Source organism: Rhodopila sp. (assembly GCF_965276935.1).
In the GTDB taxonomy this organism is placed as follows: domain Bacteria; phylum Pseudomonadota; class Alphaproteobacteria; order Acetobacterales; family Acetobacteraceae; genus Rhodopila.
The window spans coordinates 1,236,606-1,263,354 of sequence record NZ_CBDIBS010000003.1 but is presented as its reverse complement, the minus strand read 5'-3'; the positions used below and the strand labels follow the sequence as shown (position 1 = coordinate 1,263,354).

Sequence of the window (26,749 nt, the reverse complement as noted above, 5' to 3'; positions counted from 1 at the left end):
CTTGACCGGACGAACCCGGCAACACAGGGCATCCACCTAGGTTGATGAGGTTGATATACAGGACCAATGCGGTCCTGTCAACATGAACGAGCTGGCCGAATGGATCAGTGTTCAGCCGGCTCCCAGGACCCGCTCCACGGCCTGGATCAGCGCCGCCATATCAGGCGGTGGCGCTGCCTGAAAGCTGATCGGCCGGCCAGTTCGGGGGTGGGCGAATCCGAGGCTGGCGGCGTGCAAGGCTTGCCGCGGGAAGTCCAGAAGCTGGCTGCGGAGTGGCTGCTCGATGCCGCGGGCGCCAGCCGGCACCCGACGCAGATACAGCGGATCACCAACCACCGGATGTCCACGGGCCGCCAGATGCACGCGGATTTGATGCGTCCGTCCGGTGGCCAGGCGGCACTCCAGCAGCGCCAGACTGGCTCGCCAGGCGCGTTGCGTGCGGTAACGTGTCAGTGCCGCCTTGCCGCCGTGGCTGACCAGCGCCATGCGCTTGCGGTCCCGCCTGTCGCGGCCGATCGCGCCCTCGATCTCGCCGTGCAGCGGTGTCGGCAGGCCCCAGACCAGCGCCAGGTACGCGCGGTCCAGATCGCGCGCGGCAAAGGCGGCCGTCAGCTTGTCGTTGGCGAACTGCGTCTTGGCAACGACCATGACGCCGGAGGTATCCTTGTCCAGCCGGTGCACGATGCCGGGCCGCCGCTCCGCGCCGATGCCGGTAAAGCCTGGACCGACATGCGCCAGCAGGGCATTCACCAGGGTGCCGTCGAGGTTGCCGGGGGCCGGATGGACGACCAGGCCGGCGGGCTTGTCGAGGACGATCAGGTCGGCGTCCTCATGCAGGATGGTGAAGGCGATGCTTTGCGGCCGCGGTGTCGCCGGCGTCGGCGGCGGGATGTCCAGCGTGTAGGTGCCGCCGGCGCGCACCGCTTCCGCCGGCTCGGTGATGATGCGATTGTTGCTGGTAAGGCGGGCGTCCTCGATCAGCGTCTTAACGCGGGAGCGGGACAGCGTGCCGATCGCATCCGCAATGAAGCGATCGATGCGCTGGCCGGCATGTTCGGCGGCGGCGATGATCCGGATTGGCCCGTGCTGGAATGAGCCAGCCTGGCATGATCCAGCGGGCAGCGAAGCCGTGCGCGGACCGGGTAGCGGATCGACGGGTGGTGCGGACGGCATGACGCCTGGGCAATAGGCGCATCCGTGGTCGCAGGGAAGAATGGGCGTGGTTGGGGGGGAAGGATGGGATCGGGCATGCGGGCGCTGAAGATCGCCGTGATCGTGATGGGCGTGCTGATCGTGGCGGGCACGGCGGCGCTGGTTGTCGTCGTGCTGCGGCGCTCGGCAACGCCCTTGGGCGGTCCCCTGGCTGCGGCCGCGGGACTGCCGGCGGTGATCGGGGCGGTGCTGCAGGAGCCGGCGGGGACGCATATCGCCGGGATCGCCGGTGTGCAGGACCGGCTGGCGGTGCAGTTGCAAGGCGGCGGGCTGGATCGGGTGATACTGATCGACCCGCGCACCGGCGCGGTGGCGGCACGGGTATCGCTGGCGCGGTAGCGTATCTGGGTGCTTGAGGTTTGGGGGGTTCGGAGGTAGAAGCCCGCCTTGGCCGAGGTCCCGTTCGTCTAGAGGCCCAGGACAGTGCCCTCTCACGGCACCAACAGGGGTTCGAATCCCCTACGGGACGCCAGCTAAGCAATCAGTTGGAGTGATGCCAGTCGTCCCCGCGGCCGGTTTTCATGAGCGATAACACGGTCTGACGCAAAAGCCGTGTGGTGGCTTGGCCTTATTGAACCTCCGGCCAAAACACCTGCCAGGGGAGGCTGCAACGGTTCCGGATGCCGTCTGATCCGTCCTCGACCGGCCGGCCTTCGTCTGGCTTGCCTGTTTTGAAGCGCGATGGCTGGAAACGACACGATTGATGTTCGGTCTAGGGATTCATCCATGGGTTCGCGTCACCGTGCCCCCGGCCGTGGTCCGATACAGGCTGCTCCGGATTCATCCACGGATTTGCGCCACCGCGCCCCCGGCCGTGGTCCGATAGAGGCTGCTCCGGATTCATCCACGGGTTCGCACCAGTGTGCGCCGAGAATTTGTCGTTGGAAGAATGGCCTGGGTTCATCCAGGGGTTTTCCGCCGCTCGCGTAGTGTCACGGGTGTCGCGTGGGGCGGCGGCATCAGCCCGTGCCACGCTAGTGCGGTCTCGATTCCTGTTGACCATGTTGCCATGGACGCCGCTGAAACCGAATTGCCGCCAGTTTTCGTAGCCGCCGCGTGTCGAGATAGATGGATGTCGCCCGTCACCACGCGCCTCGGCGCTTGCGTCAACCCCGACCAGCAGGAAAGCCCCGATCAAGCCCAGCGCTAAAATCCTCATGTCATCGTCCCTGTATGACACCACCATAGCAGCACGTTCCGTTGCGGCCTTTCAAAATTCTGTGTACATCCACAACGGCCTGTTGAATCGGCCCCAGAATCGCGCCGTCCATCTGTCATCATCGTTGCTAAACTGGGGTGGTATCTGGGTGGCACATGCAAACGCTGCTAAAGCGGCGCTTGGCGCCATGCGACTGACGGTCGCATCGAAGCCTTGGAAGTCGTCGCCAATAGACGGTTGAACCGGGTGGAGGCGAGCTGACCACTCGTTTGCGGCAAGCCCAGTATATCGTTGCCCAGGTCGCGGCCGCACCGCGCCTGAACCAACTTCATCGCACTAGCCGGCGGCCGATTCTTCTTGCGCCTCGGCAACGGTTTGCGATAAGAACTCATAAGAACGAAACAAGAATTCACCGATCGGATTTTCAGCCAGGGGTTACCGTTCCCATGACCAACCCGACCGTCGCCACTCCTGACAACAATGCTCCTGGCAACAATGGGACCTTGCCCGCTGATCCCGTGTTCGGTCTGATCGAATGCCTCGCCAACCGCCTTGCGCCGCTGTTCGTCGCTGGCCGGGACGACCTGCCGGTTGCCCAGGCGATGGCGGTGTGCGCGATCGCCTCCTATCAGCCGCGGACGCACGCGGACTGCATCAACAGCGCGCGCGTCATCGCCTTCTCGATGGCGGCGCTTGCCGCCTTGGGCAGGGCAGCCTCGGAAGACATGCCGCCGGCGCTGCAGTTGCGGTATCTCGGCAAAGCCAACACGCTGAACCGTTCGGCTGCCCAAGGCGAACGCCTGATGGAGCGGCGCCAGCGCGACCTGCGGTCGAAATCGCTTGGCATACCGCCGGGCGCACCCGATGAAAAAACCCCCCCGCCGATGACAGCGGGCGGCCTGGCGGCGGATCTCGCCGTTATCAATGCCGCGGTCGCCGAAGCCATGCAGGAGCCCGTCGGCGACAGCATTCCGGCCCCGGCGCCCGCCGCGACAGCGACCGGCCCCGCCGCGGCGGAAATATCACCCGCCGTCGCAGCGAAAACGACCCGGAAGGCAGCGACCGAAACCACCCATTGTCCCGTGGCGATGCCGCAAGCAACGCCGGCAGCACCCCGGCTACCGGTGGTCCGCCCGATGCCGGTTATTCAGCTCGATCAGCGGCCAAACTTTGCGCAGAGGATGGCGGACGAGCTGGTGCGGACGGCGGCATTGCAGCGGCGGGCGCTTGCTGCGACGACGCCATCGGTAGTCTGACCGACGGCGTGCGGCGCCAATCCCGGTCTATTCCGGCTGCGGCCCATCGTATCCCTCGATGATCAGGACATCCGCCTGCGACCGCCCGTCGCGCAGCGCCTTGGCCGCTTGATACTCCGCCGAGTGGTAGCAGGCGACCGCCGTCTCGTAGTCGGCGAACTCCAGCACGATGTTGCCTGACCGGGCGATGCCCTCCGGCGCCTCGAAGCGACCGCCGCGAACGATGAAGCGGGCGCCGAAGCTTCGGAATGCGACGGCGTTGGCCGCGACGTACCGTTGATAACCCTCCGGATCGGTCACATCGACCCGCGCGATCCAATATCCCTTCGGCATGAACCCTTCCTTTCAGTGGACCCGTCTTCATGCGGCCCATCGCGTTAATGCGGCCCATCGCGTTAATGCGGCCTGTCGCCCAGCATCTCGGCCAGCACCGGCTCCATCGTCCGCGACATCAGCCGCTGTCCCTCCGCCGAGGGATGCAGCGGCGGGTCCGGCGGCGTCAGCCGCGGATCGAGATACAAGGCGCGGTTCAGCATGCCGTTGCGCATGAAGATGACGGTCAGGTCCAGGTAGGTCACCGACGGCACATCCTTGTAGCGCGATGCCAGTTGCGTGTTGATCTGCCGCGTGGTCTCGGACACCCACGCCGACCGCGCCGACGGCAGCACCCCCAGCAGCAGGATCCTGGTCTGCGGCAGGCGGTGGCGCAGTTCGGTGATGATCGTGTCGATACCGGCCACGGTGTCCGCGGCGGACCAGTGGACCCGGCCAAGGTTGTTCGCGCCGATCAGCAGCACGGCGACCTTGGGCGCGATCCCGGCAACCTCGCCGTTGCGGATGCGCCACAGCAGATTGGCCGTGGTGTCGCCGATGAAACCGAGATTGACCGCATTGCGATCGCCGTAGAAGCGTTGCCAGTCCGGGGCGAAATCCCGCCAGGCCGGCGGCCCGGATTTCTCCCAGTCCTGGGTGATCGAGTCGCCCAGGAAGATCAATGTTGGATGCACCCGCGCCAACGCCTGCAGCTTCGCCTCATGCCGAGCGCGCCACCATGGCAGATCCATGCGCGAGATGGGCACCGCCGCCAGGATGGTGCGGGCATCGCTACGCATGGGAAAGCCGATGGTCAGGGCCGCCAGCAAAATGGCAGTCCAGCGTAGCGGTTTGCTATGATCGCGAGGCTTGCCTGTTGGTCGCGGGTCAATTCGCGTGGAGGACGATGCATCCACCTCGGGAATCACGCCGCAAGCGCGATCAGGTCGCAAGCGTGGTCCGCTGCCATGGCGCGCGCGAAGCGCCGATGCGGCGCGGATGCAGCAGCGGCAGGATGATGCCGACACCCAGGCCCCAGATTTCCCAGGCGATCAGGGAGCGCAGCATCGGCCAGGCCTGCCAGCCGAATGCCGCGGCCAAGCCCTTCAGTGGCTGGAATACGAACCAAGCCATCAGCGTGGCGAGCAGGCCAAGCGGCAGGCCGTTCAGCCAGATCCGCCCCCGCAGCCGGGACGTCAGGAACCCAAAGCCGCCGCCATACAGCGCGCCCCAGAAGGTGAGGCTGACCACCATCGGCAGGTTGAACGGCGGCACCTGGGCAACCCCGAATGCCGCCCGTGGGGCAACACCCAGCCAAAAGAAAATCTGCAATATGGCTTGATGAAAGACAATCACCGAAACGGCGCCCGCGACGCACCCCAAAAATACGCGGGTCGACGAGGTCATCATGGGCCTTCCTCCGGACGGCTGCGTTGATGCGCATTTTCGACAGTCCACTCGATCCGTCAATCCTGTACTACAGCGGCCTGCACCACAGCGGACAGATACGCGTGCGCGGTGGCAGGGGGACAGATAAATCGCCGGCGCCGTCGTAACGCTACGCCGCATCACTGACTGTCACGCGTGTTGCCCGTGTGCCTTGCCGTGTAGTCGGTGATGAAACGACCTGCCCCGCAAGGTGTCATGAACCAAAACCGCCGCCGCGCCATTTACCAACCTGCCGGAGGATCAGGAACATCGACCGGAGCAATCCACCCGCCTCGACGCGAGGCATGGCATGCCGATTTTGCTGGACAAGTCTGGCGGCGGCCTCTATATGCGCGCCTCTTTTGGAACGCGGGAGACGTCGGGCCGCCTCATGGCTGCCTGGGTCGCATGCACCGCGGTCCCTTGAAACAAGAATGAGGGATCATGGCGAAAAAAATCGTCGGCTACATCAAGCTGCAAATTCCGTCAGGCAAGGCCAATCCATCGCCGCCGGTCGGCCCTGCGCTCGGCCAGCGCGGCCTGAACATCATGGCGTTCGTTAAGGAATTCAACGCGGTCACCCAGAGCATGGAGCCGGGCATCCCGCTGCCCGTGGTCATCACTGCCTATGCCGACCGCAGCTTCACCTTCATTACCAAGACGCCGCCCAATACCTATTACCTGAAGAAGGCCGCCGGGATTACCAAGGGCAGCCCCACCGTCGGCAAGGGTGCTGCCTCCGGCAGCGTCACCATGACGCAGTTGCGGGAGATCGCGGCGATCAAGATGAAGGACATGAACGCCAACGACATCGATGGCGCGGTGCGGATGCTGACCGGTTCGGCCACATCCATGGGCCTGACCGTGACGGAGGGCTAAGCAATGGCGAAGAACAAGCGTCTTTTAGCGGCCCAGGCGGCGGTCGACAGCAGCAGGTCCTATCCGCTGGTGGACGCGATCAAGCTGGTGAAGTCGATCTCCAAGGCGAAGTTCGACGAGACCATCGAGATGTCGATGAACCTCGGCATCGACCCGCGCCACGCCGACCAGATGGTGCGCGGGCTGACCAGCCTGCCGAACGGCACCGGCAAGACGGTGCGCGTCGCCGTTTTCGCCCGCGGCGCCAAGGCGGATGAGGCGCTGGCCGCTGGCGCCGACGTGGTTGGCGCGGACGATTTGGCGGAAAAGGTGCAGGCCGGCGACCTCGGCTTTGATCGCTGCATTGCCACGCCCGACATGATGGGAATCGTCGGCCGCCTCGGCAAGGTGCTTGGCCCGCGCGGGCTGATGCCGAACCCGCGTCTGGGCACGGTGACGATGGACGTGAAGGGTGCCGTCACCGCGGCAAAGGCGGGGCAGGTTGAATTTCGGGCCGAAAAGGCCGGCATCATCCACGCCGGCATTGGCAAGGTATCGTTCGAGGAGGACAAGCTGCTGGAGAACGCTCGCGCCCTGGCCGATGCGATCCAGCGCGCCAAGCCGACCGGCGCCAAAGGCACCTATCTACAAGGGGCGTCCGTCAGTTCGACCATGGGACCCGGCGTGCGTGTCGACGTCAGCACGCTCGGCGCCGCGGGGGCGTAGGGCGCCTGAAGCATCGGGTGCCAGGGAACCGCGCAGGGAACAAGGCGCGCAGCCAAATAGATCAGGAATCAGGAATATTGACGACGGAATACACCGGTCCCCCGGGGATACCCGAGGGTCGGTGGACAGGGAGGGCCTCGGCCTTCCCGAACCTGTCCAAGACCGCTCGTCCCGACCACGGATCCGATCCGGCGGCCGGGGTAATGGACCCAAGGGAGAATGATCCTCCGGTCCGCGCGCGGAAGATGGGGAAGCCAGATTTTCCGGAGCGATCCGTGGATCTTTGGTGGTTCCTGGGACAGGCGAACCGAACCGCTCCGGCATGGGCCGGCGCGGTTGCACGGCAACCTGGCCTGCCGCCCCCGTCCGGGGAGACAGGCCGAACGGAGACGAAACGTGGACCGTACGGAGAAGCGGGAGTTCGTCGCCAACCTCAATCAGGCGCTGGCCGTTACAACGATGATCGTGGTCACCCGCAATGCGGGCCTCACGGTTGCCGAGGCGACCGATCTGCGCCGGAAAATGAGGGCGGCGGGTGCGACCTTCAAAATCGCGAAGAACCGGCTGACCAATTTCGCCCTGGAAGGGACCCCGTTCGACGGCATTCGTCCGATGCTGAAAGGTCCGACCGCGCTGGCGTGGTCGGCCGATGCGGTAGCGGTTTCGAAGGCGGCCGTCGAGTTCGCCAAGACCAACGAGAAGCTTGTGCTGGTCGGTGGTTCGCTGGGAACCCAGACGCTGAATGCGGATGGGATCAAGGCGCTCGCCGAACTGCCGAGCCTGGATGAGCTGCGTGGCAGGCTGCTGGGGATGATCCAGACGCCGGGCACGCGGATCGCCGGGATCTTGGCGGCGCCGGCTGGACAGCTCGCGCGGGTCTTTGGGGCCTTTGCCAGACGGGATGAGGAGCCGGCCGAAGCTGCCTGACCCCCGGATCGCGTCCGGGGGGCATGCTCCCCAAGCAAGCCTGGGGCGTGCCAACTCAACCCGCAAGTCGGATGTATGCCGCCTTGTATGGAACCAATCAAAGTCTAGATTATAGGAACACACGACATGGCCGATCTACAAAACCTGGTTGATGAACTGTCCAAGCTGACAGTTCTGGAAGCCGCCGAACTGTCCAAGCTTCTGGAAGAGAAGTGGGGCGTTTCCGCGGCAGCGCCGGTTGCCGCCGCCGCTGCCGCCCCGGCCGCCGCGGCCGCCGCGCCGGTGGAAGAGCAGACCGAGTTCACCGTCATCCTGGCCAAGGCAGGCGACAAGAAAATCAACGTCATCAAGGAAGTCCGCACCATCACGGGCCTCGGTCTGAAGGAAGCCAAGGATCTTGTGGAAGCCGCGCCGAAGCCGGTGAAGGAAAGCGTCGGCAAGGACGAAGTGGCGAAGATCAAGAAGATGTTGGAAGACGCGGGCGCCAGCGTGGAGGTGCAGTAACGCCTACCTTTGGTAATGCGACTTCGGTCCCGCGTCTCCGCCGAGACGCCGGGGCTTATGCGTTGGGGCGGGTGGAAATCACCGCGATTTCCGCCCGCTGTCCTGTTTTCGGCGAATGGATTACGCGCGCGCTATCACTCGGTGGCTGGCGCCGGCAGACGGCATAACGGCAGGTAGGATTATCAATGAACGCCATCACACGGTCATTCACTGGACGCAAGCGCATTCGCAAGAGCTTTGGCCGGATCCCCGAAGTTGCTCCCATGCCGAACCTGATCGATGTGCAGCGCGCCAGCTACGAGACGTTCCTGCAGATGGTCGTCAACCCGGACAACCGTACCAACTCCGGGCTGCAGGAAGTCTTCAAATCCGTGTTTCCGATCGACGACTTCGCCGGCCGCGGCCGCCTGGAATTTGTCCATTATGAACTGGAAGAGCCGAAATACGACGTCGAGGAATGCATCCAGCGCGGCATGACCTTTGCCGCGCCGTTGAAGGTGATCCTGCGCCTGATCGTCTGGGACGTTGATGAGGACACCGGCGCCCGGTCGATCCGCGACATCAAGGAGCAGCCCGTCTACATGGGCGACATGCCGCTGATGACTGACAACGGCACCTTCATCATCAACGGGACCGAGCGGGTTATCGTGTCGCAGATGCACCGCTCCCCTGGTGTGTTCTTCGACCACGACAAGGGCAAGACGCACTCCTCCGGCAAGTACCTGTTCGCGGCACGGGTGATTCCGTATCGCGGCTCATGGCTGGATTTCGAGTTCGACAGCAAGGACCTGGTCTACGTGCGCATCGACCGTAAGCGGAAGCTGCCGGTGACCACGCTGCTGTATGCGTTGGAAAGCGCCGCCACGACGCAGCTTCGCGCCGCCCGCGCCGCCCGCAACGAACCGCTGGACATCGCCGAGATCAAGGGCATGGACCAGGAGGAAATCCTCCGTCACTTCTACACCCAGGTCGTCTTCGACCGCACCCCCAAGGGCTGGGCTCGCCCGTTCGAGCCGGATGCGTTTCGCGGCGTCAAGCTGCTGGAACCCTTGGTTGATGCCGCCAGCGGTGAAATCGTTGCCAAGGCCGACGACAAGCTGACCGCCCGCCAGGCCCGCCGCATCGCCGAGGCCACCAAGGAGGTGCTGGTGGGCCGGGCCGATCTGCTGGGCCGGTATGTGGCGGTCGATCTGGTCAACGACGAAACCGGTGAGATCTACGCCGAAGCCGGTGAGGAACTGGCCGAGGCGCGTCTCGCTGCGCTGGAAGACGCCGGCATCACCAGCCTGCCGACCCTGGCGGTGGACCAGTCCAACGGCCCATGGATCCGCAACACGCTGGCGGTGGACAAGAACACCAACCGCGACGACGCGCTGATCGACATCTACCGCGTCATGCGTCCCGGCGAGCCGCCAACTCCGGAAACCGCCGAGGCGCTGTTCCGCGGCCTGTTCTTCGACGGCGACCGCTACGACCTGTCGGCCGTGGGCCGGGTGAAGATGAACATGCGCCTCGGCATCACCGATGCGCCGGACACCATGCGGGTGCTGCGCAAGGACGACCTGCTGAAGACGGTCAAGACGCTGTGCGACCTGAAGGACGGCCGCGGCCAGATTGACGACATCGACAACCTAGGCAACCGGCGCGTGCGTTCCGTCGGTGAGCTGATGGAGAACCAGTACCGCATCGGCCTGCTGCGCATGGAGCGGGCGATCCGCGAGCGGATGGGCTCGGTCGACATCGACACGGTGATGCCGCACGACCTGATCAACGCCAAGCCGGCGGCGGCGGCGGTGCGCGAGTTCTTCGGCTCGTCGCAGTTGTCGCAGTTCATGGACCAGACCAACCCGCTGTCGGAAGTGACGCACAAGCGCCGCCTGTCGGCGCTTGGCCCGGGTGGCCTGACGCGGGAACGCGCTGGCTTCGAGGTGCGCGACGTGCACCCGACGCACTACGGCCGCATCTGCCCGATCGAGACACCCGAAGGCCCCAACATCGGCCTGATCAACAGCCTGGCGACCTACGCCAAGGTCAACAAGTATGGCTTCATTGAAACGCCTTACATGCTGGTCCAGGACGGCATCGTGCAGAAGGACGCGCGCTACCTGTCGGCGATGGAGGAGGAGCGGCTGGTGGTCGCGCAGGCGGATGCGCCGATGGACGGCGGCGGAAAGTTCACCCAGGACCTGGTCTCGGTGCGCAAGCAAGGCGACTTCCGGCTGGTCAAGCCGGAGGACGTGACCGCGATCGACGTCTCGCCGAAGCAGCTTGTCTCGGTGGCGGCGGCGCTGATCCCGTTCCTGGAGAACGACGACGCCAACCGCGCGCTGATGGGATCGAACATGCAGCGCCAGGCGGTGCCGCTGATCCGCGCCGATGCGCCGCTGGTCGGCACCGGCATGGAAGCCGCGGTGGCGCGGGATTCGGGTGCGACGATCGTCGCCCGCCGGCCCGGCATGGTCGACCAGATCGACGGCGCCCGCATCGTCGTGCGGGCGACCAACGAGGACGCGACGACGAAGGGGGTGGACATCTATCGCTTGCGCAAGTTCATGCGGTCGAACCAGTCCACCTGCATCAACCAGCGCCCGCTGGTTAGGGTCGGCGACCGGGTGTTCGAGGGCGACATCATCGCCGACGGCCCGTCCACTGAACTGGGTGAATTGGCGCTGGGGCGGAACGTGCTGGTCGCGTTCATGCCGTGGAACGGCTACAACTTCGAGGATTCCATCCTGATCAGCGAGCGCATCGCGCGCGACGACGTGTTCACCTCCATCCACATCGAGGAATTCGAGGTGATGGCACGCGACACCAAGCTGGGCCAGGAGGAGATCACCCGCGACATTCCGAACGTCGGCGAGGAGGCGCTGAAGAACCTCGACGAGGCCGGCATCGTCTACATCGGCGCCGAGGTGAACCCGGGCGACATCCTGGTCGGCAAGGTAACGCCGAAGGGCGAAAGCCCGATGACGCCGGAGGAAAAGCTGCTGCGGGCGATCTTCGGCGAAAAAGCGTCCGACGTGCGCGACACCTCGCTGAAGCTGCCGCCCGGCGTCACCGGCACCATCGTCGATGTCCGCGTGTTCAGCCGTCGCGGCGTCGACAAGGACGAGCGCGCGATGGCGATTGAACGGTCGGAGATCGAGCGCCTGGCCAAGGACCGCGACGACGAGAAGGCGATCCAGGAGCGGTCGTTCCTCAACCGGCTGCGCGAGAAATTGCTGGGCAACAAGGCGTCCGGCGGTTTCAAGGGCATCAAGTCGGGCACCGAGATCGATGAGGCGATCCTGGGGGAGCATCCGCGTGGAGCGTGGCGCCACATCGGCGTGCAGAACGATGCGGTGATGGCCGACATCGAGACCTTGAAGCGCGAATACGATGCCGCCGTTGGCCGGCTGCAGGCGCGCTTCGACAGCAAGGTGGAAAAGCTGCAGCGCGGCGACGAGCTGCCGCCCGGCGTGATGAAGATGGTGAAGGTCTTCATCGCGGTGAAGCGCAAGCTGCAGCCCGGCGACAAGATGGCCGGCCGCCACGGCAACAAGGGCGTGGTCTCCCGCGTCGTGCCGGTGGAGGACATGCCATTCCTGGAAGACGGCACCTCGGTCGATCTGGTGCTGAACCCGCTGGGCGTGCCGTCGCGGATGAACGTCGGGCAGATCCTGGAGACCCATCTTGGCTGGGCCTGCGCGACCCTGGGCAAGCAGATCGGCGAGCTGGTGGAGGAATACCGTCGCACCGGCGCGCAGCGGGATGCCCTGCTGGAGTCGCTGAAGGGGGTCTACGGTGACGAGGTCTACAGCCAGCAGATCGCCAACCTGGACACGGATCAGTTGATCGAGCTGTGCGAGAACCTGAAGAAGGGCGTGCCGATCGCCACCCCGGTGTTCGACGGCGCGCGCATGTCGGACATCGAGGCGATGCTGACGCGGGCCGGACTGAACACCTCCGGCCAGGTGGTGCTGACCGATGGCCGCACGGGTGACACGTTCGAGCGCAAGGTGACGGTTGGCTACATCTACATGTTGAAGCTGCATCACCTGGTGGATGACAAGATCCACGCGCGCTCAATCGGGCCGTACAGCCTGGTGACCCAGCAGCCGTTGGGCGGCAAGGCGCAGTTCGGCGGCCAGCGCTTTGGCGAAATGGAGGTCTGGGCATTGGAAGCCTACGGCGCGGCCTACACGTTGCAGGAGATGCTGACGGTGAAGTCGGACGACGTGTCCGGCCGCACCAAGGTCTATGAAGCCATCGTGCGCGAGCAGGACAACTTCGAGGCCGGCATCCCGGAAAGCTTCAACGTGCTGGTGAAGGAACTGAAGTCGCTGGGGTTGAATGTCGATCTGGACAACCGGGCGGCTTGAGAATCATCGCTACGCACGTTCGCTCTCACCGTCGTGGCCGGACGTGTTCCGGCCATCCGCCCGCCGCTGTTCGTGCGCGGATGGCTTGCACAAGGCCGGCCATGACGACCAGGGCAGAGTGGCGCGTAGCCTCCGCCCACGACGACCAGGAGGATAAAGTGGCGGATGGCTTCGCCCATGACGGCGAGAAAGAGTGGCGAGTGGCTTCGCCTCTACAGTCATGGCCGGGCCTGTCCCGGCTCTCCACCCCCGACCGTTCGTGCGCGGAGGGCCGGCACAAGGCCGGCCATGACGGTGAGGCTAGCGTGACGCGTGGCTCCGGCTATGACCATTGGGGTAAAGTGGCTTGTACGGCGACCGACGTACTGAACCCGCGGATTAGAAGGGTATCGAACCTATGAACGAGCTGATGAAGATTCTTGGCCAGACCGGCCAGGCGATGACATTCGACCAGATCAAGATCCAGATCGCCTCCCCGGAACAGATCCGTTCCTGGTCGTATGGCGAGATCAAGAAGCCGGAGACCATTAACTACCGCACCTTCAAGCCGGAGCGGGACGGGTTGTTCTGCGCCCGTATCTTCGGCCCGATCAAGGACTACGAATGCCTGTGCGGCAAGTACAAGCGGATGAAGTTCCGCGGCATCATCTGCGAGAAGTGCGGCGTTGAGGTGACCCTGGCGAAGGTTCGGCGGGAACGCATGGGCCATATCGAGCTGGCGTCGCCGGTGGCGCATATCTGGTTCCTCAAGTCGCTGCCCAGCCGCATCGGGCTGATGGTGGACCTGACCTTGAAGGAGCTTGAGAAGATCCTGTACTTCGAGAGCTACGTGGTGCTGGAACCCGGCACCACCGACATGAAGATGTTGCAGTTGCTGACCGAAGACCAGTTGATGGCCAAGCAGGATGAATTCGGCGACGACCAGTTCGAGGTCGGCATCGGCGCGGAAGCCATCAAGAAGGTGCTGAACCGCATCGACACCGATGCGGAAAAGGTCAAGCTGCGCGCCGACCTGAAGGAGACCAGCTCCGAGGCCAAGCGCAAGAAATTGGTCAAGCGCCTCAAGCTGATCGAGGCATTCGGTGAATCCGGCTGCCGGCCGGACTGGATGATCCTGGACGTGGTCCCGGTGATCCCGCCCGAGCTTCGCCCGCTGGTGCCGCTGGATGGCGGCCGCTTTGCCACCTCGGACCTGAACGACCTGTACCGCCGCGTGATCAACCGCAACAACCGCCTGAAGCGGCTGATCGAGCTGCGCGCGCCGGACATCATCGTGCGCAACGAAAAGCGCATGTTGCAGGAATCCGTCGACGCGCTGTTCGACAACGGCCGTCGCGGCCGGGCGATCACGGGGGCCAACAAGCGGCCGCTGAAGTCGCTGTCGGACATGCTGAAGGGCAAGCAGGGCCGCTTCCGGCAGAACCTGCTGGGCAAGCGAGTCGACTACTCCGGCCGCTCGGTCATCGTGGTGGGGCCGGAGCTGAAGCTGCAACAGTGCGGCCTGCCGAAGAAGATGGCGCTCGAGCTGTTCAAGCCATTTATCTATTCCAAATTGGAAAAGTACGGTCACGCGACGACCATCAAGGCGGCCAAGCGGATGGTGGAGAAGGAGCGTCCCGAGGTGTGGGACATCCTGGAGGAAGTCATCCGCGAACACCCGGTGATGCTGAACCGCGCGCCGACCCTGCACCGCCTGGGCATCCAGGCGTTCGAGCCGGTGCTGATCGAAGGCAAGGCCATCCAGCTTCACCCGCTGGTCTGCACCGCCTTCAACGCCGACTTTGACGGCGACCAGATGGCGGTGCACGTGCCGCTGTCGCTGGAAGCGCAGCTCGAAGGCCGCGTGCTGATGATGTCGACCAACAACATTCTCAGCCCGGCCAACGGCAAGCCGATCATCGTGCCGTCGCAGGACATCGTGCTGGGGCTGTACTACCTGTCGCTGGAGACGCCGCTGTTCCGCACGGTGCCGGACGAGAAGGCCCCGGCGTTCGGCAAGATCGGCGAAATCGAGCACGCGCTGTTCGCCAAGGTGATCGGCCTGCACGACAAGATCAAGGCGCGCTATGAGACGATCGATGCCGGCGGCAACGCCGTGCGTCCCATCGTCGTCACCACGCCAGGCCGCATGATGATCGCGCAGATCCTGCCGAAGCATCCCAACGTGCCGTTCGACCTGATCAACCGCCAGCTCACCAAGAAGAACGTCTCCGACGTGATCGACATGGTCTACCGCCATTGCGGTCAGAAGGAGTGCGTGATCTTCGCCGACCGGCTGATGGGGCTGGGGTTCGCCCAGGCCGCCAAGGCCGGCATCTCCTTCGGCAAGGACGACCTGATCATTCCGGAGACCAAGGGCGCGCTGATCACCACCACCCAGACGGAAGTCAAGGAGTTCGAGCAGCAGTACCAGGACGGCCTGATCACCGCCGGTGAGCGCTACAACAAGGTCGTCGACGCCTGGTCGCGTTGCACCGATGAAGTCGCCACCGCGATGATGAAGGAGATCAGCAAGCAGGAGATCGGCGTTCCCACCAACTCGGTGTGGATGATGTCGCACTCCGGCGCGCGCGGGTCGCCGGCGCAGATGCGCCAGTTGGCCGGCATGCGCGGGCTGATGGCCAAGCCGTCGGGTGAAATCATTGAACAGCCGATCATCGCCAACTTCAAGGAAGGCCTGTCCGTCCTGGAGTACTTCAACTCCACCCACGGCGCCCGCAAGGGGCTGGCGGACACAGCGTTGAAGACGGCGAACTCCGGCTACCTGACCCGCCGGCTGGTCGATGTGGCGCAGGACTGCATCATCGTCGAGGAAGACTGCGGCACCGAACGCGGCCTGACCGTGCGCGCGGTGATGGACGGCGGTGAGGTCGTGTCGTCGTTGTCGGAACGCACCCTGGGCCGCACCACGGCCGAGGACGTGATCGATCCGGCAACCGGCAAGGTCATGCTGCCGAACAACACGCTGATCGAGGAGCCAGAGGCCGAACTGATCGAGAGGTCCGGCGTCGAGGCGATCAAGATCCGCTCGGTACTGACCTGCGAGTCGCATATCGGCGTCTGCGGCCATTGCTACGGCCGTGACCTGGCGCGCGGCACCACGGTGAACATCGGCGAGGCGGTGGGCGTGATCGCCGCGCAGTCGATCGGCGAACCTGGCACGCAGTTGACCATGCGCACCTTCCACATCGGCGGTGCGGCGCAGCGCGGCGCCGAGACATCGAGCGTGGAGGCCAGTCATGAAGGCACGGTCACGGTGCGAAACCGCAACGTGATTCCGAACAGCACCGGTGCCTTGGTGGTCATGAGCCGCAACTGCGAAATCGTCCTGGTCGACGACAAGCAGCGCGAACGTGCCCGCTTCCGTGTGCCCTACGGTGCCAGGTTGCTGGCCGAGGAGAACCAGGTGGTCACCCGCGGCCAGAAACTGGCCGAGTGGGACCCGTTCACCCTGCCGATCATCACCGAACTCGGCGGCACGGTCGAATACATCGATCTGATCGACAGCATCACCCTGGTCGAGCGGATGGACGAGGTGACCGGCCTGACATCGAAGGTCGTCGTCGACTACAAGCAGGGGTCGAAGAGCATCGACCTTCGCCCGCGCCTGCAGTTGAAGGACGCCAAGAACGAGGTCATCCGGCTGCCGAACGGCTCCGACGCACGCTACTTCCTGGCGCCGGACTCGATCCTGTCGGTCGATGCCGGTGCGGTGGTGCAGGCGGGCGACGTGATTGCGCGTATCCCGCGTGAAGGCAGCAAGACGCGCGACATCACCGGCGGTCTGCCGCGTGTCGCCGAACTGTTCGAGGCGCGGCGTCCGAAGGATCACGCGGTCATCGCCGAGTGCGATGGGCGGGTGGAATTCGGCAAGGACTACAAGGCCAAGCGCCGCGTCATCGTCAAGAACGACGAGACCGGCGAGGAGACCGAGTACCTGATCCAGAAGGGCAAGCACGTGTCGGTGCAGGAAGGCGACTTCGTCCGCCGAGGCGACCCGCTGGTCGATGGGCCGCGCGTGCCGCACGACATCCTGAAGGTGCTGGGGGTGGAGGCGCTGTCCGACTACCTGGTGAACGAGATCCAGGACGTCTACCGGCTGCAGGGCGTGAAGATCAACGACAAGCATATCGAGGTGATCGTCCGCCAGATGCTGCAGAAGGTGGAGATCATGGACCCGGGCGACACCACGTTCCTGACCGGGGAGCAGGTGGATCGCACCGAGTTCGATCAGCTCAACAACAAGCTGATGAAGGACGAGCGTCCAGCGGTGGCGATGCCGGTGCTGCAGGGCATCACCAAGGCTTCGCTGCAGACCAACAGCTTCATCAGCGCCGCGTCCTTCCAGGAAACGACACGGGTGCTGACCGAGGCGGCAACCGCCGGCAAGACCGACAGCCTGATGGGGCTGAAGGAGAACGTCATCGTCGGGCGGCTGATCCCGGCGGGCACCGGCGCAGTGATGAACCGTCTGCGCGCCATCGCGGCGGGCCGCGACCAGCGCACGCTGTGGGAGGAGAATGCCCGCCTGGCCGGGGAGACCGCGGCGGAGTAGCTTGCAGGATCGGTCTGAAGCATTGGGGCCGGTGGTTATTCGCCACCGGCCCTTTTCATGTCAGAGCCCTGGCCAGGTAACCGTTGACGATGCAGCCGCGTACCACTTGTTCAAGATGGCTTGCTTGAAGGGCTGATTAGTGCTACTAAGCACACCAGCTATTAGAGGCACTCATCATGTCGAACGATAGGGGGCGAAAAGATCCCATCGCCACCGCACGACGTGGACGTTCCGTTGAGGACAGGGAACGTCGAAAGAAGTTAGGCGATCGAATCAGATCCGCCCGGTCTGAACGGGGCCTCTCGCAGGCTCAGCTATCAAAGGCCATGGGCGTCACACCCGGTGCCGTTGGACAGTGGGAGATCGGCGAAAGTTCTCCGGCCACCGAAAAGCTGGATCAACTTGCCAGCATTCTGGACGTATCCGTGGATGAACTGTTCGGCAGGTCCCAGCCAGCCGCCAGTCCCGGATTTATCGCCGGGGCGGCGGCTGATGATCTTCAACTGATTGATGAAGCACGCAGGCTTGGGGTTGATCTGAAGCAGATTGTGGCTGAAGCCCGCCAACAGCGCTGGCGTCAAGAGAACAAGGACGCTCTCGCCGACGCCAATGCCTTCCTGATCCGCTACGGTCTATGGAGCGATGGCAAGCGCCAGTTCTGATGCAGTGCGAGGTGTATGTGAATGCCGAGGATCCGTCGGGTCAAACACCCTACCTGCTCGACATCCAGGCCAATCTCCTTTCAGATTTGCAAACGCGTGTGGTCGTTCCCTTGATCAGGTCGGAAGCATTCGGCCGCAAAGCCAATCGTTTGCATCCCGAGTTCATGATTGAAGGACACCAGGTCGTCATGGCCACTCATTTGCTCGCCGCTGTTGGCAGGCGTTCCCTGGATACGGCCGTTGCGTCCCTCATGGATCAGCGTGATGCGGTTCTGCATGCGATCGACGTGCTGTGGTCAGGTGTATAACGCCAACCAGTGGAACAGATGACAGATCGGCGGCACCACCTGTTCATCCCAACGCAGGCGGCCATCCACGCTTTACAAAAGCATGGATGGCCTCGTGCGCCCGCGATGACGGCAACACCTGTGTCCGCTGATCAGAACTTATGCCGCTTGGCATGAAACACGGCAGGGCGTGCCCTTATGCGGCCGTCGAATAGTTCGACGGGAACATCGCCCGCTTGGCGTCCTCGTCCATCTCCTGCTTGAACGCATGATCGGTCCCGACAGCCCGAGCCCGCGCCACGGCGGGACGGGCGTCGATTGCCTGGAACCAGCGCTTCAGGTTGGGATAAGGTCCCAACGGATCGCTGCCGCCCAGCACCACGGCCGCACGGTCGAGCCAACCCCAGGCCGAGATATCAGCGATCGTATAGCCGTCGCCGACGATAAAGCTGCGTCCCGCGAGGTGCTTGTCCAGCACGTCATAATGCCGTTCAGCTTCACGGCGATAACGGTTGACCGCGTATGGCATCGGCTCGGGTGCCATACGCTGGAAGTGAACCGCCTGCCCGGAATACGGCCCGATGCCAGTGGCGATGAACATCAGCCAGGACAGAAGCTCACCCCGGTCGGCCGGCAAGCCGATGAATTTGCCGGTCTTTTCGCCCAGGTAGAGCAGGATCGCGGTGGAATCGAACACCCGCGCGTCGGCGCCGCTGTCGGTATCGACGATGGCGGGCAGCTTGCCGTTCGGATTGATCGCGCGGAAGGCGTCCGCGTGCTGTTCGCCGCGCCTGGTATCGACCGTCACGACTTCGTAGGGAAGTCCGGCTTCCTCCAGAAACAGCGATACCTTCATCGGGTTGGGGGTCGGATGGTAATAGAAGCGGATCATGTTGACTCCTTCGACAGACTGCGCAGGACGTCGATGGTTGGTTCCACCTCGGGCCGATGCGTGTAATCCGGATCGGCTTCAGCCGCGGCGACGATGCCGTCGCGGCGGATGACGATCCTGGCCGGTATCGAAAGCCGCCAGCTTTCGTCACCGTTGAAACGAGGCAGGTCGACGCCGATCTTCCTGTAGACCCCGATCAGGTCGTCCGGCAGGCGAAACGCCAGACCATAGGCCTCGCCGACCTGGTTGCCGTGGTCAGTCAGGATCGGGAAGCCCAGCTTCTGCGTTGCGGCACCTGGCTTGGTGAATTCCGGCAGTTGGGGGCAAAGCACGACCAGGCTGGCACCGAGAGATTCGATCTGGGGTAATACTGCTTGCAAAGCATCCAGCTCATGCCGGCAGTATGGTCACCAGAATCCTCGGAAGATGCCGACGACAACCGGCCCGGCGGTCAGCAGCGCCGACAGGGAAACCATCTGGCCATTCTGATCGTTCAGTGCAAAGTCCGGTGCTTTCGCGCCCGGCTTGATCACTCTGTTCAGGATACCCGAGCCGCGCAGCCGCGTCGTCGCGTCGTGCATGATCGCCTGCAAATCCACCGGGATGCGCTTTCCGACACCCTCCCGCGTTGCCGCGAGTTTTGCTTCGAGAGTCATGACAATTCTCCTTTGTTGAATTTAGTGTCGCGGACGATCCGCCGCGTTAGGGCCGAAACAGGATCTTGTTGCCCGCCATGATCAACAACGCACGTTCGCTGCAAGGCTCTCCCACGACATCGGCATGGTCGGCATCGGGCCGGCCATCCAATGTTTCGGATCTGAGTGCCGGTTCGTTACACCGCGGCTAACCTGCCCCCGCCGCTTCCAGGGCACAATCCCTTGATAGAACGTCCTGCCGGGTTTGTAGACGTCTCGCCAGCAGGAATGGGATGGCCGCTGATCGCAGCCGCATCGGCATGACCCGGCGGGTGATCGTGATGCGCCTGTCGCTGCCTGAGGGCACCTGCCGTGTTCCCTCCTTACCTTGATCCGCGCTAGCCTGGGCGAATGCTCGCCGCTATCCCTGATCCCGCCGCCGACCCGTCGCTGCGCGACCTGATCGCCGCCCGGCCGAACCTGAAATACGACGCCATGGCCGGCCTGTTGCTGGACGGTGTTCCGCTGGCCGGCATCGCTGATGCGGTGGGCACCCCGACCTGGGTCTATTCCGCCGCCGCCATGCGGGGCCGCTACCGTCACTTGACCGGCGCGATGACAGACGCCGGAATTGACCTGCACGTGCATTACGCGGTCAAGGCGAACGACGGCCGAGCGGTGCTTGATCTGTTCAACCGGCAGGGCGCTGGCGCGGATGTGGTCAGCGGCGGGGAACTGCGGAAGGTCCTCAACGCCGGCTTCCCCGCCAGCCGCATCGTCTATTCCGGCGTTGGCAAGGCGGAAGCCGAACTGCGCCTGGCGCTGGAACACGACATCGGCCAGATCAACATCGAAAGCGCCGAGGAACTGGCGATGATCGCCGGCCTCGCCACAACGCTCGGGCGGCAGGCGCGTATCGCGTTGCGCGTCAATCCCGACATCGACGCCGGCGGCAACGACAAGATCACCACCGGGCGGGCCACCGACAAGTTCGGCATTGCCTACAGCGACGCGGCAATGCTCTACGCGCACGCCGCCACGCTGCCTGGGATCACGCCGGTGGGCCTCGCCACCCATATCGGCAGCCAGGTCCTCACTCTCGCCCCCTACCGAGCGGCCTTTCGCCGGCTTGCCGACCTGGTCGTCACTCTCCGGGGGCGCGGGCTGCCGGTCGAGACCGTGGACTGCGGCGGCGGCCTCGGCATACCGTATCGCAATGAGCCCGCCCCCAGCCCCACCGGCCTCGCCGGCACGATCAAGGCGGCGTTCCACAACCTGGATGTGCGAGTCGTGATCGAGCCCGGACGTTGGCTGGTCGGACCCGCCGGTGTGCTGCTGGCCTCCGTCGTCCTGGTCAAGCAGGCCCCCGGCATGCGGTTCATCGTGCTGGACGCGGCGATGAACGATTTGGTGCGGCCGGCGATGTATGATGCCTGGCATGGCATTGTCCCGATCTCCGCCATCGACGCCGCTCAGCCGACGCAGCCCGCCACCGTCGTCGGCCCGGTCTGCGAAAGCGGCGACACATTCGCGCGAAGCCGCCAGCTTCCGCCGCTGGCCCGCAATGCCCGCGTGGCGATCCTGGATGCCGGTGCCTATGGTGTGGTCATGAGTTCAACCTACAATGCCCGCCCGCTGGCGGCCGAAGTCTGGGTCGAGGGCGACCGCTGGTCGGTTATCCGCGACCGCCAGCCGGTCGAAGCCCTGTGGGCGCGGGAGCACCTTCCGGCATGACCGATCCGGCGCCTTCATCCCGGCGGCTGGCTGGCCGCCGCCTTCTGGCCCGCGGCGCCATCCTGTTCGAGGCGCTGTGGCCTGCCTTATGGCCGCCGATCGGCCTGATCGGCCTGTTTGCCTGCGCCGCCCTGCTGAACCTGCCGGCGCTGCTGCCGCCGCTGGCGCATCTGGTGCTACTGCTTACCGTGGTGCTGGCGGTGGCCGTGCTGGCGGTGCGCGGCCTGCGCGGCATCCGCTTGCCGGACGATCGCGCCGCGGACCGGCGGCTGGAAACCAGTTCCGGTCTGATCCACCGGCCATTGTCGGTCCTGACCGACCGCCCAGCCGGCGGCGACAGCCTTGGCGTGGCGGTCTGGCAGGCCCATGCCGCCCGGGCAATGACGCAGATCGGGCGGCTGAAGGTAGGATTGCCCCGCCCTGGCCTGGCCCGTCGTGATCCGCGGGCGCTGCGTTATGGTCTCGTGCTGTGCCTTCTGGCAGCCGCGGTCATTGCCGGCCTGGACGCACCCGCGCGATTGCTGGCCGCGCTGTCGCCCTCGCTTCCCGTGGCACCGAACGCGCCCGGCACTGAACTGCAGGCCTGGATCACCGCGCCTGCCTATACGCGCGTGGCGCCGATCTTCCTCAAGCCGCCGGGGGGCACCGTCTCGGTTCCTGCCGGATCGCATCTGACGGTGAACGTCTCCGGCGGCACCAGCGCGCCGACCTTGTCGTCGAATGATCGCTCCGATCGATTCACCGCGCTGGACCATACTAGCTTCCAGGTCGAGCGGGATCTGGCGCATGGCGGCCTGCTGACCGTGCGGCGTGACGGCACGACCCTGGCCGCCTGGACCTTGACGGTGGTCGCCGACCAGCCGCCCACCGCGGCCTGGGGCGAAAATCCCGGTCACCTGCCGTCCGCACAGCAGACCCGGTTGCCATGGCAGGTGTCCGACGATTACGGCGTCACCGGGCTGCAGGCCGAGTTGCGGTTGCGGGACCGGCCAGAGGCGCCGCCGCTGATTGTGCGGATACCCCTGCCAGGTGGCTCGCCGAAAGACGCGCACGGACTCAATCAGCAGGATCTGACGGCGCATCCCTGGGCCGGCCTGCCAGTGGTCGGCCAGCTGATCGCCCGCGATGCCGCCAACCAAACTGGCGCCAGCGCCGATGCCACGTTCGACCTGGCGGAGCGGCCATTCCACAACCCGGTCGCGCAATTGCTGATCGCGATGCGCAAGGCCCTGAGCGCACATCCGGATGATCGCGACGTCCCGCTGGACGGGCTGGACCGCCTGATGCAGCAGCCGGCGCTGTTCAACGGCGACCTGGGCGCCTACCTGAACCTGAGCTCGATCTACTACCTGCTGGCGCGCAACCCGAACGCGTCAGCCGTGCCCGAAGCACAGGGCGCCATGTGGGAACTCGCGCTGCACATGGAGGAAGGCCAGACCGAACAGAGCGCCCGCCAACTGGAACAAGCTCGCCAGGCGGCGCGCGACGCGCTGGACCGCGCGACGCAGCAGCCGACGGATGCGAACCGGCAGGCGCTGGAAAAGCGCCTGCAGGAATTGCGGCAGGCGATCGACAAGCACATGCAGGCGCTGGCCGAGCAGGCCCAGCGCAACAACGAGATGACGCCGTTCGATCCGAATGCCGCGCAACTGTCCAACCGCGACCTGGACAAGATGGCGGAGCAGGCGCAGCAGGCGGCGCGGCAGGGGCGGATGCAGGACGCGCAGCAGCAGATGGCGGAACTGGAGAAGATGCTGGACCGGCTGCGCAATGCGCACAGCCAATCCGGCGGCAGCAAGCAGGCGAACGGCCAGCGCCAGCGCGGCAAGCAGCAGATGGGCGCGGTGCAGGACATGATCGGCCGCGAGGCCGGGCTGATGGACCACGCCCAGCAACGCACCGAGCAGAATCCCGCGCAGCCCAATCCCGCGCAGCCCAATCCCACCCAGTCAACCGACCCGGCGGAGCAGCGGGAGGCGGATCGCCGGGTTCAGCAGGCTCTCCGCCGTGCCCTGGGTGAACTCATGCAGCAGTTCAGTGACCTGACCGGGCAGATGCCGCCCAGCCTGGGAGAGGCCGATCAGGCGATGCGTGACTCGATCGGCCGGCTTGGCCAGGGCGACGACGTAACGGCGGGTCGGTCGCAGCAACAGGCGATTGCCGCGCTGCAGAAGGGCAGCCGGGAGATGGGCCAGACCATGGCGCAGCAGTTCGGCCGGCAGCCGGGGCAGGGCGGGGAAGATGGCGAGGAAGGCGTCATGGGCATGATGATGCCGGACGGCTCGCGTGCCGACGGGCGCGGACCCGGACCGATGCTGGGCCAACCGGACCCTGCCGATCCCAATGGCCGTGATCCGCTTGGCCGTTCGGCGCAGGGCAATTCGACGGACAATGCGGACGTGACGGTGCCGGAGGAGCGGGAGCGGCAGCGGACCCAGGCGATCCAGGAAGAACTTCGTCGGCGGGGTGCCGACCAGGAGCGTCCGCGGGAGGAGCTGGATTACATTGATCGGCTGCTAAAGCAGTTCTAAGCGGCCGCTGGGCAGGCGGCCCAATCAGATCGCCAAATGGTCGTTGGCGCGTCGGCACCGATGTTATCGTGATAGGCCTAAAGGCCGCTAATCATGGAACGCATTGCTCGATTAGCACGCCACGCTGTTGGCATCATGACCCACGGCCGAACATGCCAGGCATGGCCTGCCATCACGGTCTTGCTCGGCTGCGTCCGATTCGCAATCGTTATACATGCACCGTCGTCGCTGCGCGATGCTTCGGCAGGTCCTTGCGCCTTTCAGCGCCGGACCTGCACCACGCAAGCCTGCAGGCTTGTGCTACCGCTTTTCAAAAACCATCGTATCGCCATCGGAGGTCAGCTTCAACTGCTTGCCATTCGCGACTGTCTCATACTGGTCGGTCTCCGGCTCCACGGTCCCGCTTTTGACGGCAGATTGGGTTGGCGTGAAGATAAGCGTTCCTGTGCCATTGTTTGATGGCATCTGCTTGTATGTGCCCTTCATCTGGCGCACGACCTGATTCCGCTGGAACGTCTCGCTGCTCCACGCGCCATCAGGGCTCACGTTCATGTTGATCGTGACGCCACTTCCTAAACTCGTGTGCCAGTTTCCCGACACGCTTTCATCGGCAACGGCTAACGAACTGATTGATAGCAAGACCAGACCGGACAGCAAAAGTGCTCGCAATGTTTCCTCCTGAGCCAAAGATGGTTTCTGCAACACGCCGACCAACGCCCGCGAGGCAGCCTATCACTTGAACGGCCGTCGCAATATCTGGTTGCCGGTTCAAGAACAAGCGGCGGGCGGCGAACCGGATAATGAGATGTTGGTGATAAATGCTACCCAGGGATCACGCACGAACGTTAAAAGGTTATAGCAATGGCTGGCAAGCAATTGCACAGCGGGCACGACGCGTTCAAACAGCTCAAGGATGAAGTAGATGAAGGTTCGCATTCTGGTTTCACTCCTGGCCCTTACTGGTTTGGGCTTTGGGTGGAATAGTCCCGCAAATGCCATTGGCTGCATTAGTGGCGGTGCCGCCGGTGCCGTTGCCGGACATTTGGCACACCACGGCATCCTAGGTGCCGTCGGTGGCTGTATCGCGGGGCATGAGTTGCACAAACATCAGCAGCGAGCCGCCGCCGCCCAGGCACAAGGTCAATACAACCAGGCGCCAAACCAATACAACCAAGCGCCAAACCAATACAACCAGGCGCCGAACCAATACAATCAGGCGCCAAACCAATATAACAGGAATGCGCAATAACACAGGCGTCAGCAGCAACACGAGCCTTGGCGTGAGGCGGGCCGGCGATGGTGCCAGTCACGCCATGGGCAGCGGCAGCACACAGCGCGTGCGCGCGCGGGCATAGACGAAAAAGTCGGCGAACGAGGTGTCGTCAGGGCTGGCCGGGTCATACGGATATGGATTTGGCAGATGCGCGCACAGCCGCCAGGCCGGAAGGTGGCTGGTGACATGGTTGGTAAAGCGGCGGTGGCGCACATGCGGCGCTGGCCAATCCTGGTCCATGTTGCTCGCGTAGATCACCACCAGGCGTGTTGCGTGAGCGAACAGCTCCGCCATATAGGCGGCGAAGACCTCCGGCTCAGTCAGGTGGTAGATGACGTCGATCGACAGGCACAGATCGGCTGGCCGCAGTTCGGCCGCCCGAGTAAAGGGCAGAAAGACGTGCTCCGGAAAACGCTCCACGCACCGGGCGATGACGGTATCGGAGACGTCGAGCCCGGTATAGGCGGACGGCCGCAGCATCGACAGCAGATTTCCGTCGCCGCAGCCGAAGTCCGCCACATGGGCGATGCCATTCATCTCGATCACGCCGTTGATCAGGGCGGCCTTGTAGTCGGCCAGCCGTCCGTAGGACCCGGCACCTGATGTGCCGCCCGCGCGGTAGCGGGCATCCCAGTAGTCCGCCGAACCAAAATGATTGGTCATGGCGACGCCAAGCGGACAGGCGTGGTCCGTCGCCGCGCCGCAAGCGGCTTGGCGATCCGTTCCGCGCTGGATGGCAAGTACGCACGACACCGCATGGCCACATAATGCCCTAAAACCATGTCGAATTCAACATGATTATCGGTGTCGCTTCCTTGCCATGGTGTATGTCAGCCGAACGAGGCCGATTGCCGTGTCGTGGAAGATACGCCTGCCGAACGCGCTGCCGACGCTGTTCGCCGGCATGAAGGTCGGCATCAGCTTTGTCCTGGTTGGCGCCATCGTGGGCGAGTTCGTCGCCGGGTCGGACGGTCTGGGCACCGCGATCCTGATGGCCGAAGGCCAGTTCGACACCACGCGCGTGTTCGCCGCCCTGGCGATGTTAAGTCTGATGGGCGGCACGCTGCTGTTCTACGCCATCGAATCCGCGGAGACGCTGTTGCTGCCGTGGCATCCGTCGTATCGGGCACGGCACGGCACGGCAACGCGCGTGCGTAATCGGACGGTTTGATTCGAAGCGGCCAGTTCAACGCTTGTTCATGGCATCCGGCCCGAACTGGGGCTTGATTTGGCGAACGAAGCGTGACATACGCGAAAAATGCATATGTGCTATCCTTTCGTGGATGGCTAATTCGCTTTCTCTTGCCACCGCCACACTTGACTTCGTGTCAAAAATGGAAGCCGGAATGATGATCGGCGGCGGCTAGCGTCGGCTTCATTCGGACTCAGTGATGGCGCGGGGGCCTGTCCCGCCGCGCTAGGAGCCCTGTCGAGCCT

Annotated in this window: 23 protein-coding genes, 1 tRNA gene and 1 pseudogene; 15 read left to right on the top strand and 10 right to left on the bottom strand. The window is 64.5% G+C overall.

What is annotated here, in order from left to right:
• Positions 1 to 111 precede the first annotated feature (111 nt).
• The gene (locus ACQY4S_RS13645; RefSeq protein ID WP_428485739.1) at positions 112 to 1,173 is read right to left on the bottom strand and encodes an RluA family pseudouridine synthase; all 1,062 of its coding nucleotides are present in this window, start codon (positions 1,171 to 1,173) and stop codon (positions 112 to 114) included.
• Between the two features lie 75 nt (positions 1,174 to 1,248).
• On the opposite strand from ACQY4S_RS13645, the gene ACQY4S_RS13640 reads away from it, so the two are divergent.
• From ACQY4S_RS13640 to ACQY4S_RS13630, 3 genes are all read left to right on the top strand, one after another.
• Entirely contained in the window at positions 1,249 to 1,551 is a 303-nt protein-coding gene (locus ACQY4S_RS13640) for a hypothetical protein (RefSeq protein WP_428485738.1), read from the top strand.
• 57 nt (positions 1,552 to 1,608) lie between these two features.
• Positions 1,609 to 1,684: transfer RNA gene (locus tag ACQY4S_RS13635), tRNA-Glu, on the top strand.
• Between the two features lie 1,133 nt (positions 1,685 to 2,817).
• Positions 2,818 to 3,627 (top strand): hypothetical protein, encoded by an 810-nt coding sequence (locus ACQY4S_RS13630; protein ID WP_428485737.1) that lies wholly within the window; start codon positions 2,818 to 2,820, stop codon positions 3,625 to 3,627.
• Positions 3,628 to 3,654: 27 nt separating this feature from the next.
• Here the strand turns inward: ACQY4S_RS13630 and ACQY4S_RS13625 are convergent, their stop codons facing one another.
• From ACQY4S_RS13625 to ACQY4S_RS13615, 3 genes are all read right to left on the bottom strand, one after another.
• Positions 3,655 to 3,960: a DUF1330 domain-containing protein gene (locus ACQY4S_RS13625; RefSeq protein ID WP_428485736.1), complete on the bottom strand. Its 306-nt coding sequence runs from the start codon at positions 3,958 to 3,960 to the stop codon at positions 3,655 to 3,657.
• Between the two features lie 62 nt (positions 3,961 to 4,022).
• Positions 4,023 to 4,769 carry a GDSL-type esterase/lipase family protein gene (locus tag ACQY4S_RS13620; RefSeq protein ID WP_428485735.1) on the bottom strand — a complete coding sequence of 249 codons (747 nt, stop codon included), beginning with the start codon at positions 4,767 to 4,769 and terminating at the stop codon, positions 4,023 to 4,025.
• Between the two features lie 112 nt (positions 4,770 to 4,881).
• Positions 4,882 to 5,271, bottom strand: a complete 390-nt coding sequence (locus ACQY4S_RS13615; protein WP_428485734.1) for a hypothetical protein — start codon at positions 5,269 to 5,271, stop codon at positions 4,882 to 4,884.
• Between the two features lie 540 nt (positions 5,272 to 5,811).
• On the opposite strand from ACQY4S_RS13615, the gene rplK reads away from it, so the two are divergent.
• The 8 genes from rplK (at position 5,812) to ACQY4S_RS13575 (ending at position 18,268) form a co-directional block, all read left to right on the top strand.
• Complete coding sequence (rplK, locus tag ACQY4S_RS13610; RefSeq protein ID WP_428485733.1) at positions 5,812 to 6,246, top strand: 50S ribosomal protein L11; 435 nt, start codon at positions 5,812 to 5,814, stop codon at positions 6,244 to 6,246.
• A 3-nt stretch (positions 6,247 to 6,249) separates the two neighbouring features.
• Entirely contained in the window at positions 6,250 to 6,951 is a 702-nt protein-coding gene (rplA, locus tag ACQY4S_RS13605) for a 50S ribosomal protein L1 (RefSeq protein WP_428485732.1), read from the top strand.
• A 396-nt stretch (positions 6,952 to 7,347) separates the two neighbouring features.
• On the top strand, positions 7,348 to 7,878 hold the full coding sequence (rplJ, locus tag ACQY4S_RS13600; RefSeq protein ID WP_428486277.1) for a 50S ribosomal protein L10: 531 nt from the start codon (positions 7,348 to 7,350) through the stop codon (positions 7,876 to 7,878).
• A gap of 126 nt (positions 7,879 to 8,004) precedes the next feature.
• Positions 8,005 to 8,382, top strand: coding sequence for a 50S ribosomal protein L7/L12 (gene rplL, locus ACQY4S_RS13595; protein WP_428485731.1), 378 nt, complete (start codon positions 8,005 to 8,007; stop codon positions 8,380 to 8,382).
• A 185-nt stretch (positions 8,383 to 8,567) separates the two neighbouring features.
• A complete protein-coding gene (gene rpoB, locus ACQY4S_RS13590) occupies positions 8,568 to 12,743 on the top strand; it encodes a DNA-directed RNA polymerase subunit beta (protein ID WP_428485730.1) in 4,176 nt (1,391 codons plus the stop codon).
• 397 nt (positions 12,744 to 13,140) lie between these two features.
• Positions 13,141 to 17,298 (top strand): DNA-directed RNA polymerase subunit beta', encoded by a 4,158-nt coding sequence (rpoC, locus tag ACQY4S_RS13585; protein WP_428485729.1) that lies wholly within the window; start codon positions 13,141 to 13,143, stop codon positions 17,296 to 17,298.
• Between the two features lie 176 nt (positions 17,299 to 17,474).
• Positions 17,475 to 17,960 carry a helix-turn-helix domain-containing protein gene (locus ACQY4S_RS13580; protein WP_428485728.1) on the top strand — a complete coding sequence of 162 codons (486 nt, stop codon included), beginning with the start codon at positions 17,475 to 17,477 and terminating at the stop codon, positions 17,958 to 17,960.
• Positions 17,960 to 18,268 carry a CcdB family protein gene (locus ACQY4S_RS13575; protein WP_428485727.1) on the top strand — a complete coding sequence of 103 codons (309 nt, stop codon included), beginning with the start codon at positions 17,960 to 17,962 and terminating at the stop codon, positions 18,266 to 18,268. The genes ACQY4S_RS13580 and ACQY4S_RS13575 overlap by 1 nt, the downstream gene beginning before the upstream one ends.
• A gap of 175 nt (positions 18,269 to 18,443) precedes the next feature.
• Here ACQY4S_RS13575 and ACQY4S_RS13570 read toward each other — a convergent pair whose 3' ends face one another.
• The 3 genes and pseudogenes from ACQY4S_RS13570 to ACQY4S_RS13560 form a co-directional block, all read right to left on the bottom strand.
• Entirely contained in the window at positions 18,444 to 19,139 is a 696-nt protein-coding gene (locus ACQY4S_RS13570) for a glutathione S-transferase family protein (protein WP_428485726.1), read from the bottom strand.
• A pseudogene (locus ACQY4S_RS13565) lies at positions 19,136 to 19,534 on the bottom strand (redoxin domain-containing protein); the annotation flags it as partial. The pseudogene ACQY4S_RS13565 and the gene ACQY4S_RS13570, both read right to left, overlap by 4 nt.
• A 12-nt stretch (positions 19,535 to 19,546) precedes the next feature.
• Positions 19,547 to 19,795 carry a hypothetical protein gene (locus tag ACQY4S_RS13560; protein WP_428485725.1) on the bottom strand — a complete coding sequence of 83 codons (249 nt, stop codon included), beginning with the start codon at positions 19,793 to 19,795 and terminating at the stop codon, positions 19,547 to 19,549.
• Positions 19,796 to 20,185: 390 nt separating this feature from the next.
• Here ACQY4S_RS13560 and lysA point away from each other — a divergent pair, with 390 nt between their 5' ends.
• Together lysA and ACQY4S_RS13550 are read left to right on the top strand one after the other, a co-directional pair.
• Complete coding sequence (gene lysA / locus ACQY4S_RS13555; protein WP_428485724.1) at positions 20,186 to 21,508, top strand: diaminopimelate decarboxylase; 1,323 nt, start codon at positions 20,186 to 20,188, stop codon at positions 21,506 to 21,508.
• Positions 21,505 to 24,039, top strand: coding sequence for a DUF4175 domain-containing protein (locus tag ACQY4S_RS13550; RefSeq protein WP_428485723.1), 2,535 nt, complete (start codon positions 21,505 to 21,507; stop codon positions 24,037 to 24,039). The genes lysA and ACQY4S_RS13550 overlap by 4 nt, the downstream gene beginning before the upstream one ends.
• Before the next feature lie 300 nt (positions 24,040 to 24,339).
• Here the strand turns inward: ACQY4S_RS13550 and ACQY4S_RS13545 are convergent, their stop codons facing one another.
• Both ACQY4S_RS13545 and ACQY4S_RS13540 read right to left on the bottom strand, forming a co-directional pair.
• Positions 24,340 to 24,753 (bottom strand): hypothetical protein, encoded by a 414-nt coding sequence (locus tag ACQY4S_RS13545; RefSeq protein ID WP_428485722.1) that lies wholly within the window; start codon positions 24,751 to 24,753, stop codon positions 24,340 to 24,342.
• Positions 24,754 to 24,807: 54 nt separating this feature from the next.
• Positions 24,808 to 24,975, bottom strand: coding sequence for a hypothetical protein (locus ACQY4S_RS13540; RefSeq protein ID WP_428485721.1), 168 nt, complete (start codon positions 24,973 to 24,975; stop codon positions 24,808 to 24,810).
• Between ACQY4S_RS13540 and ACQY4S_RS13535 the strand changes: the two genes are divergently transcribed.
• On the top strand, positions 24,962 to 25,288 hold the full coding sequence (locus tag ACQY4S_RS13535; RefSeq protein ID WP_428485720.1) for a hypothetical protein: 327 nt from the start codon (positions 24,962 to 24,964) through the stop codon (positions 25,286 to 25,288). The genes ACQY4S_RS13540 and ACQY4S_RS13535 overlap by 14 nt on opposite strands.
• A gap of 57 nt (positions 25,289 to 25,345) precedes the next feature.
• On the opposite strand, the gene ACQY4S_RS13530 is transcribed toward ACQY4S_RS13535, so the two are convergent.
• Complete coding sequence (locus tag ACQY4S_RS13530) at positions 25,346 to 25,975, bottom strand: class I SAM-dependent methyltransferase (RefSeq protein ID WP_428485719.1); 630 nt, start codon at positions 25,973 to 25,975, stop codon at positions 25,346 to 25,348.
• On the opposite strand from ACQY4S_RS13530, the gene ACQY4S_RS13525 reads away from it, so the two are divergent.
• On the top strand, positions 25,974 to 26,483 hold the full coding sequence (locus tag ACQY4S_RS13525) for an ABC transporter permease (protein WP_428485718.1): 510 nt from the start codon (positions 25,974 to 25,976) through the stop codon (positions 26,481 to 26,483). The genes ACQY4S_RS13530 and ACQY4S_RS13525 overlap by 2 nt on opposite strands.
• Positions 26,484 to 26,749 lie beyond the last annotated feature (266 nt).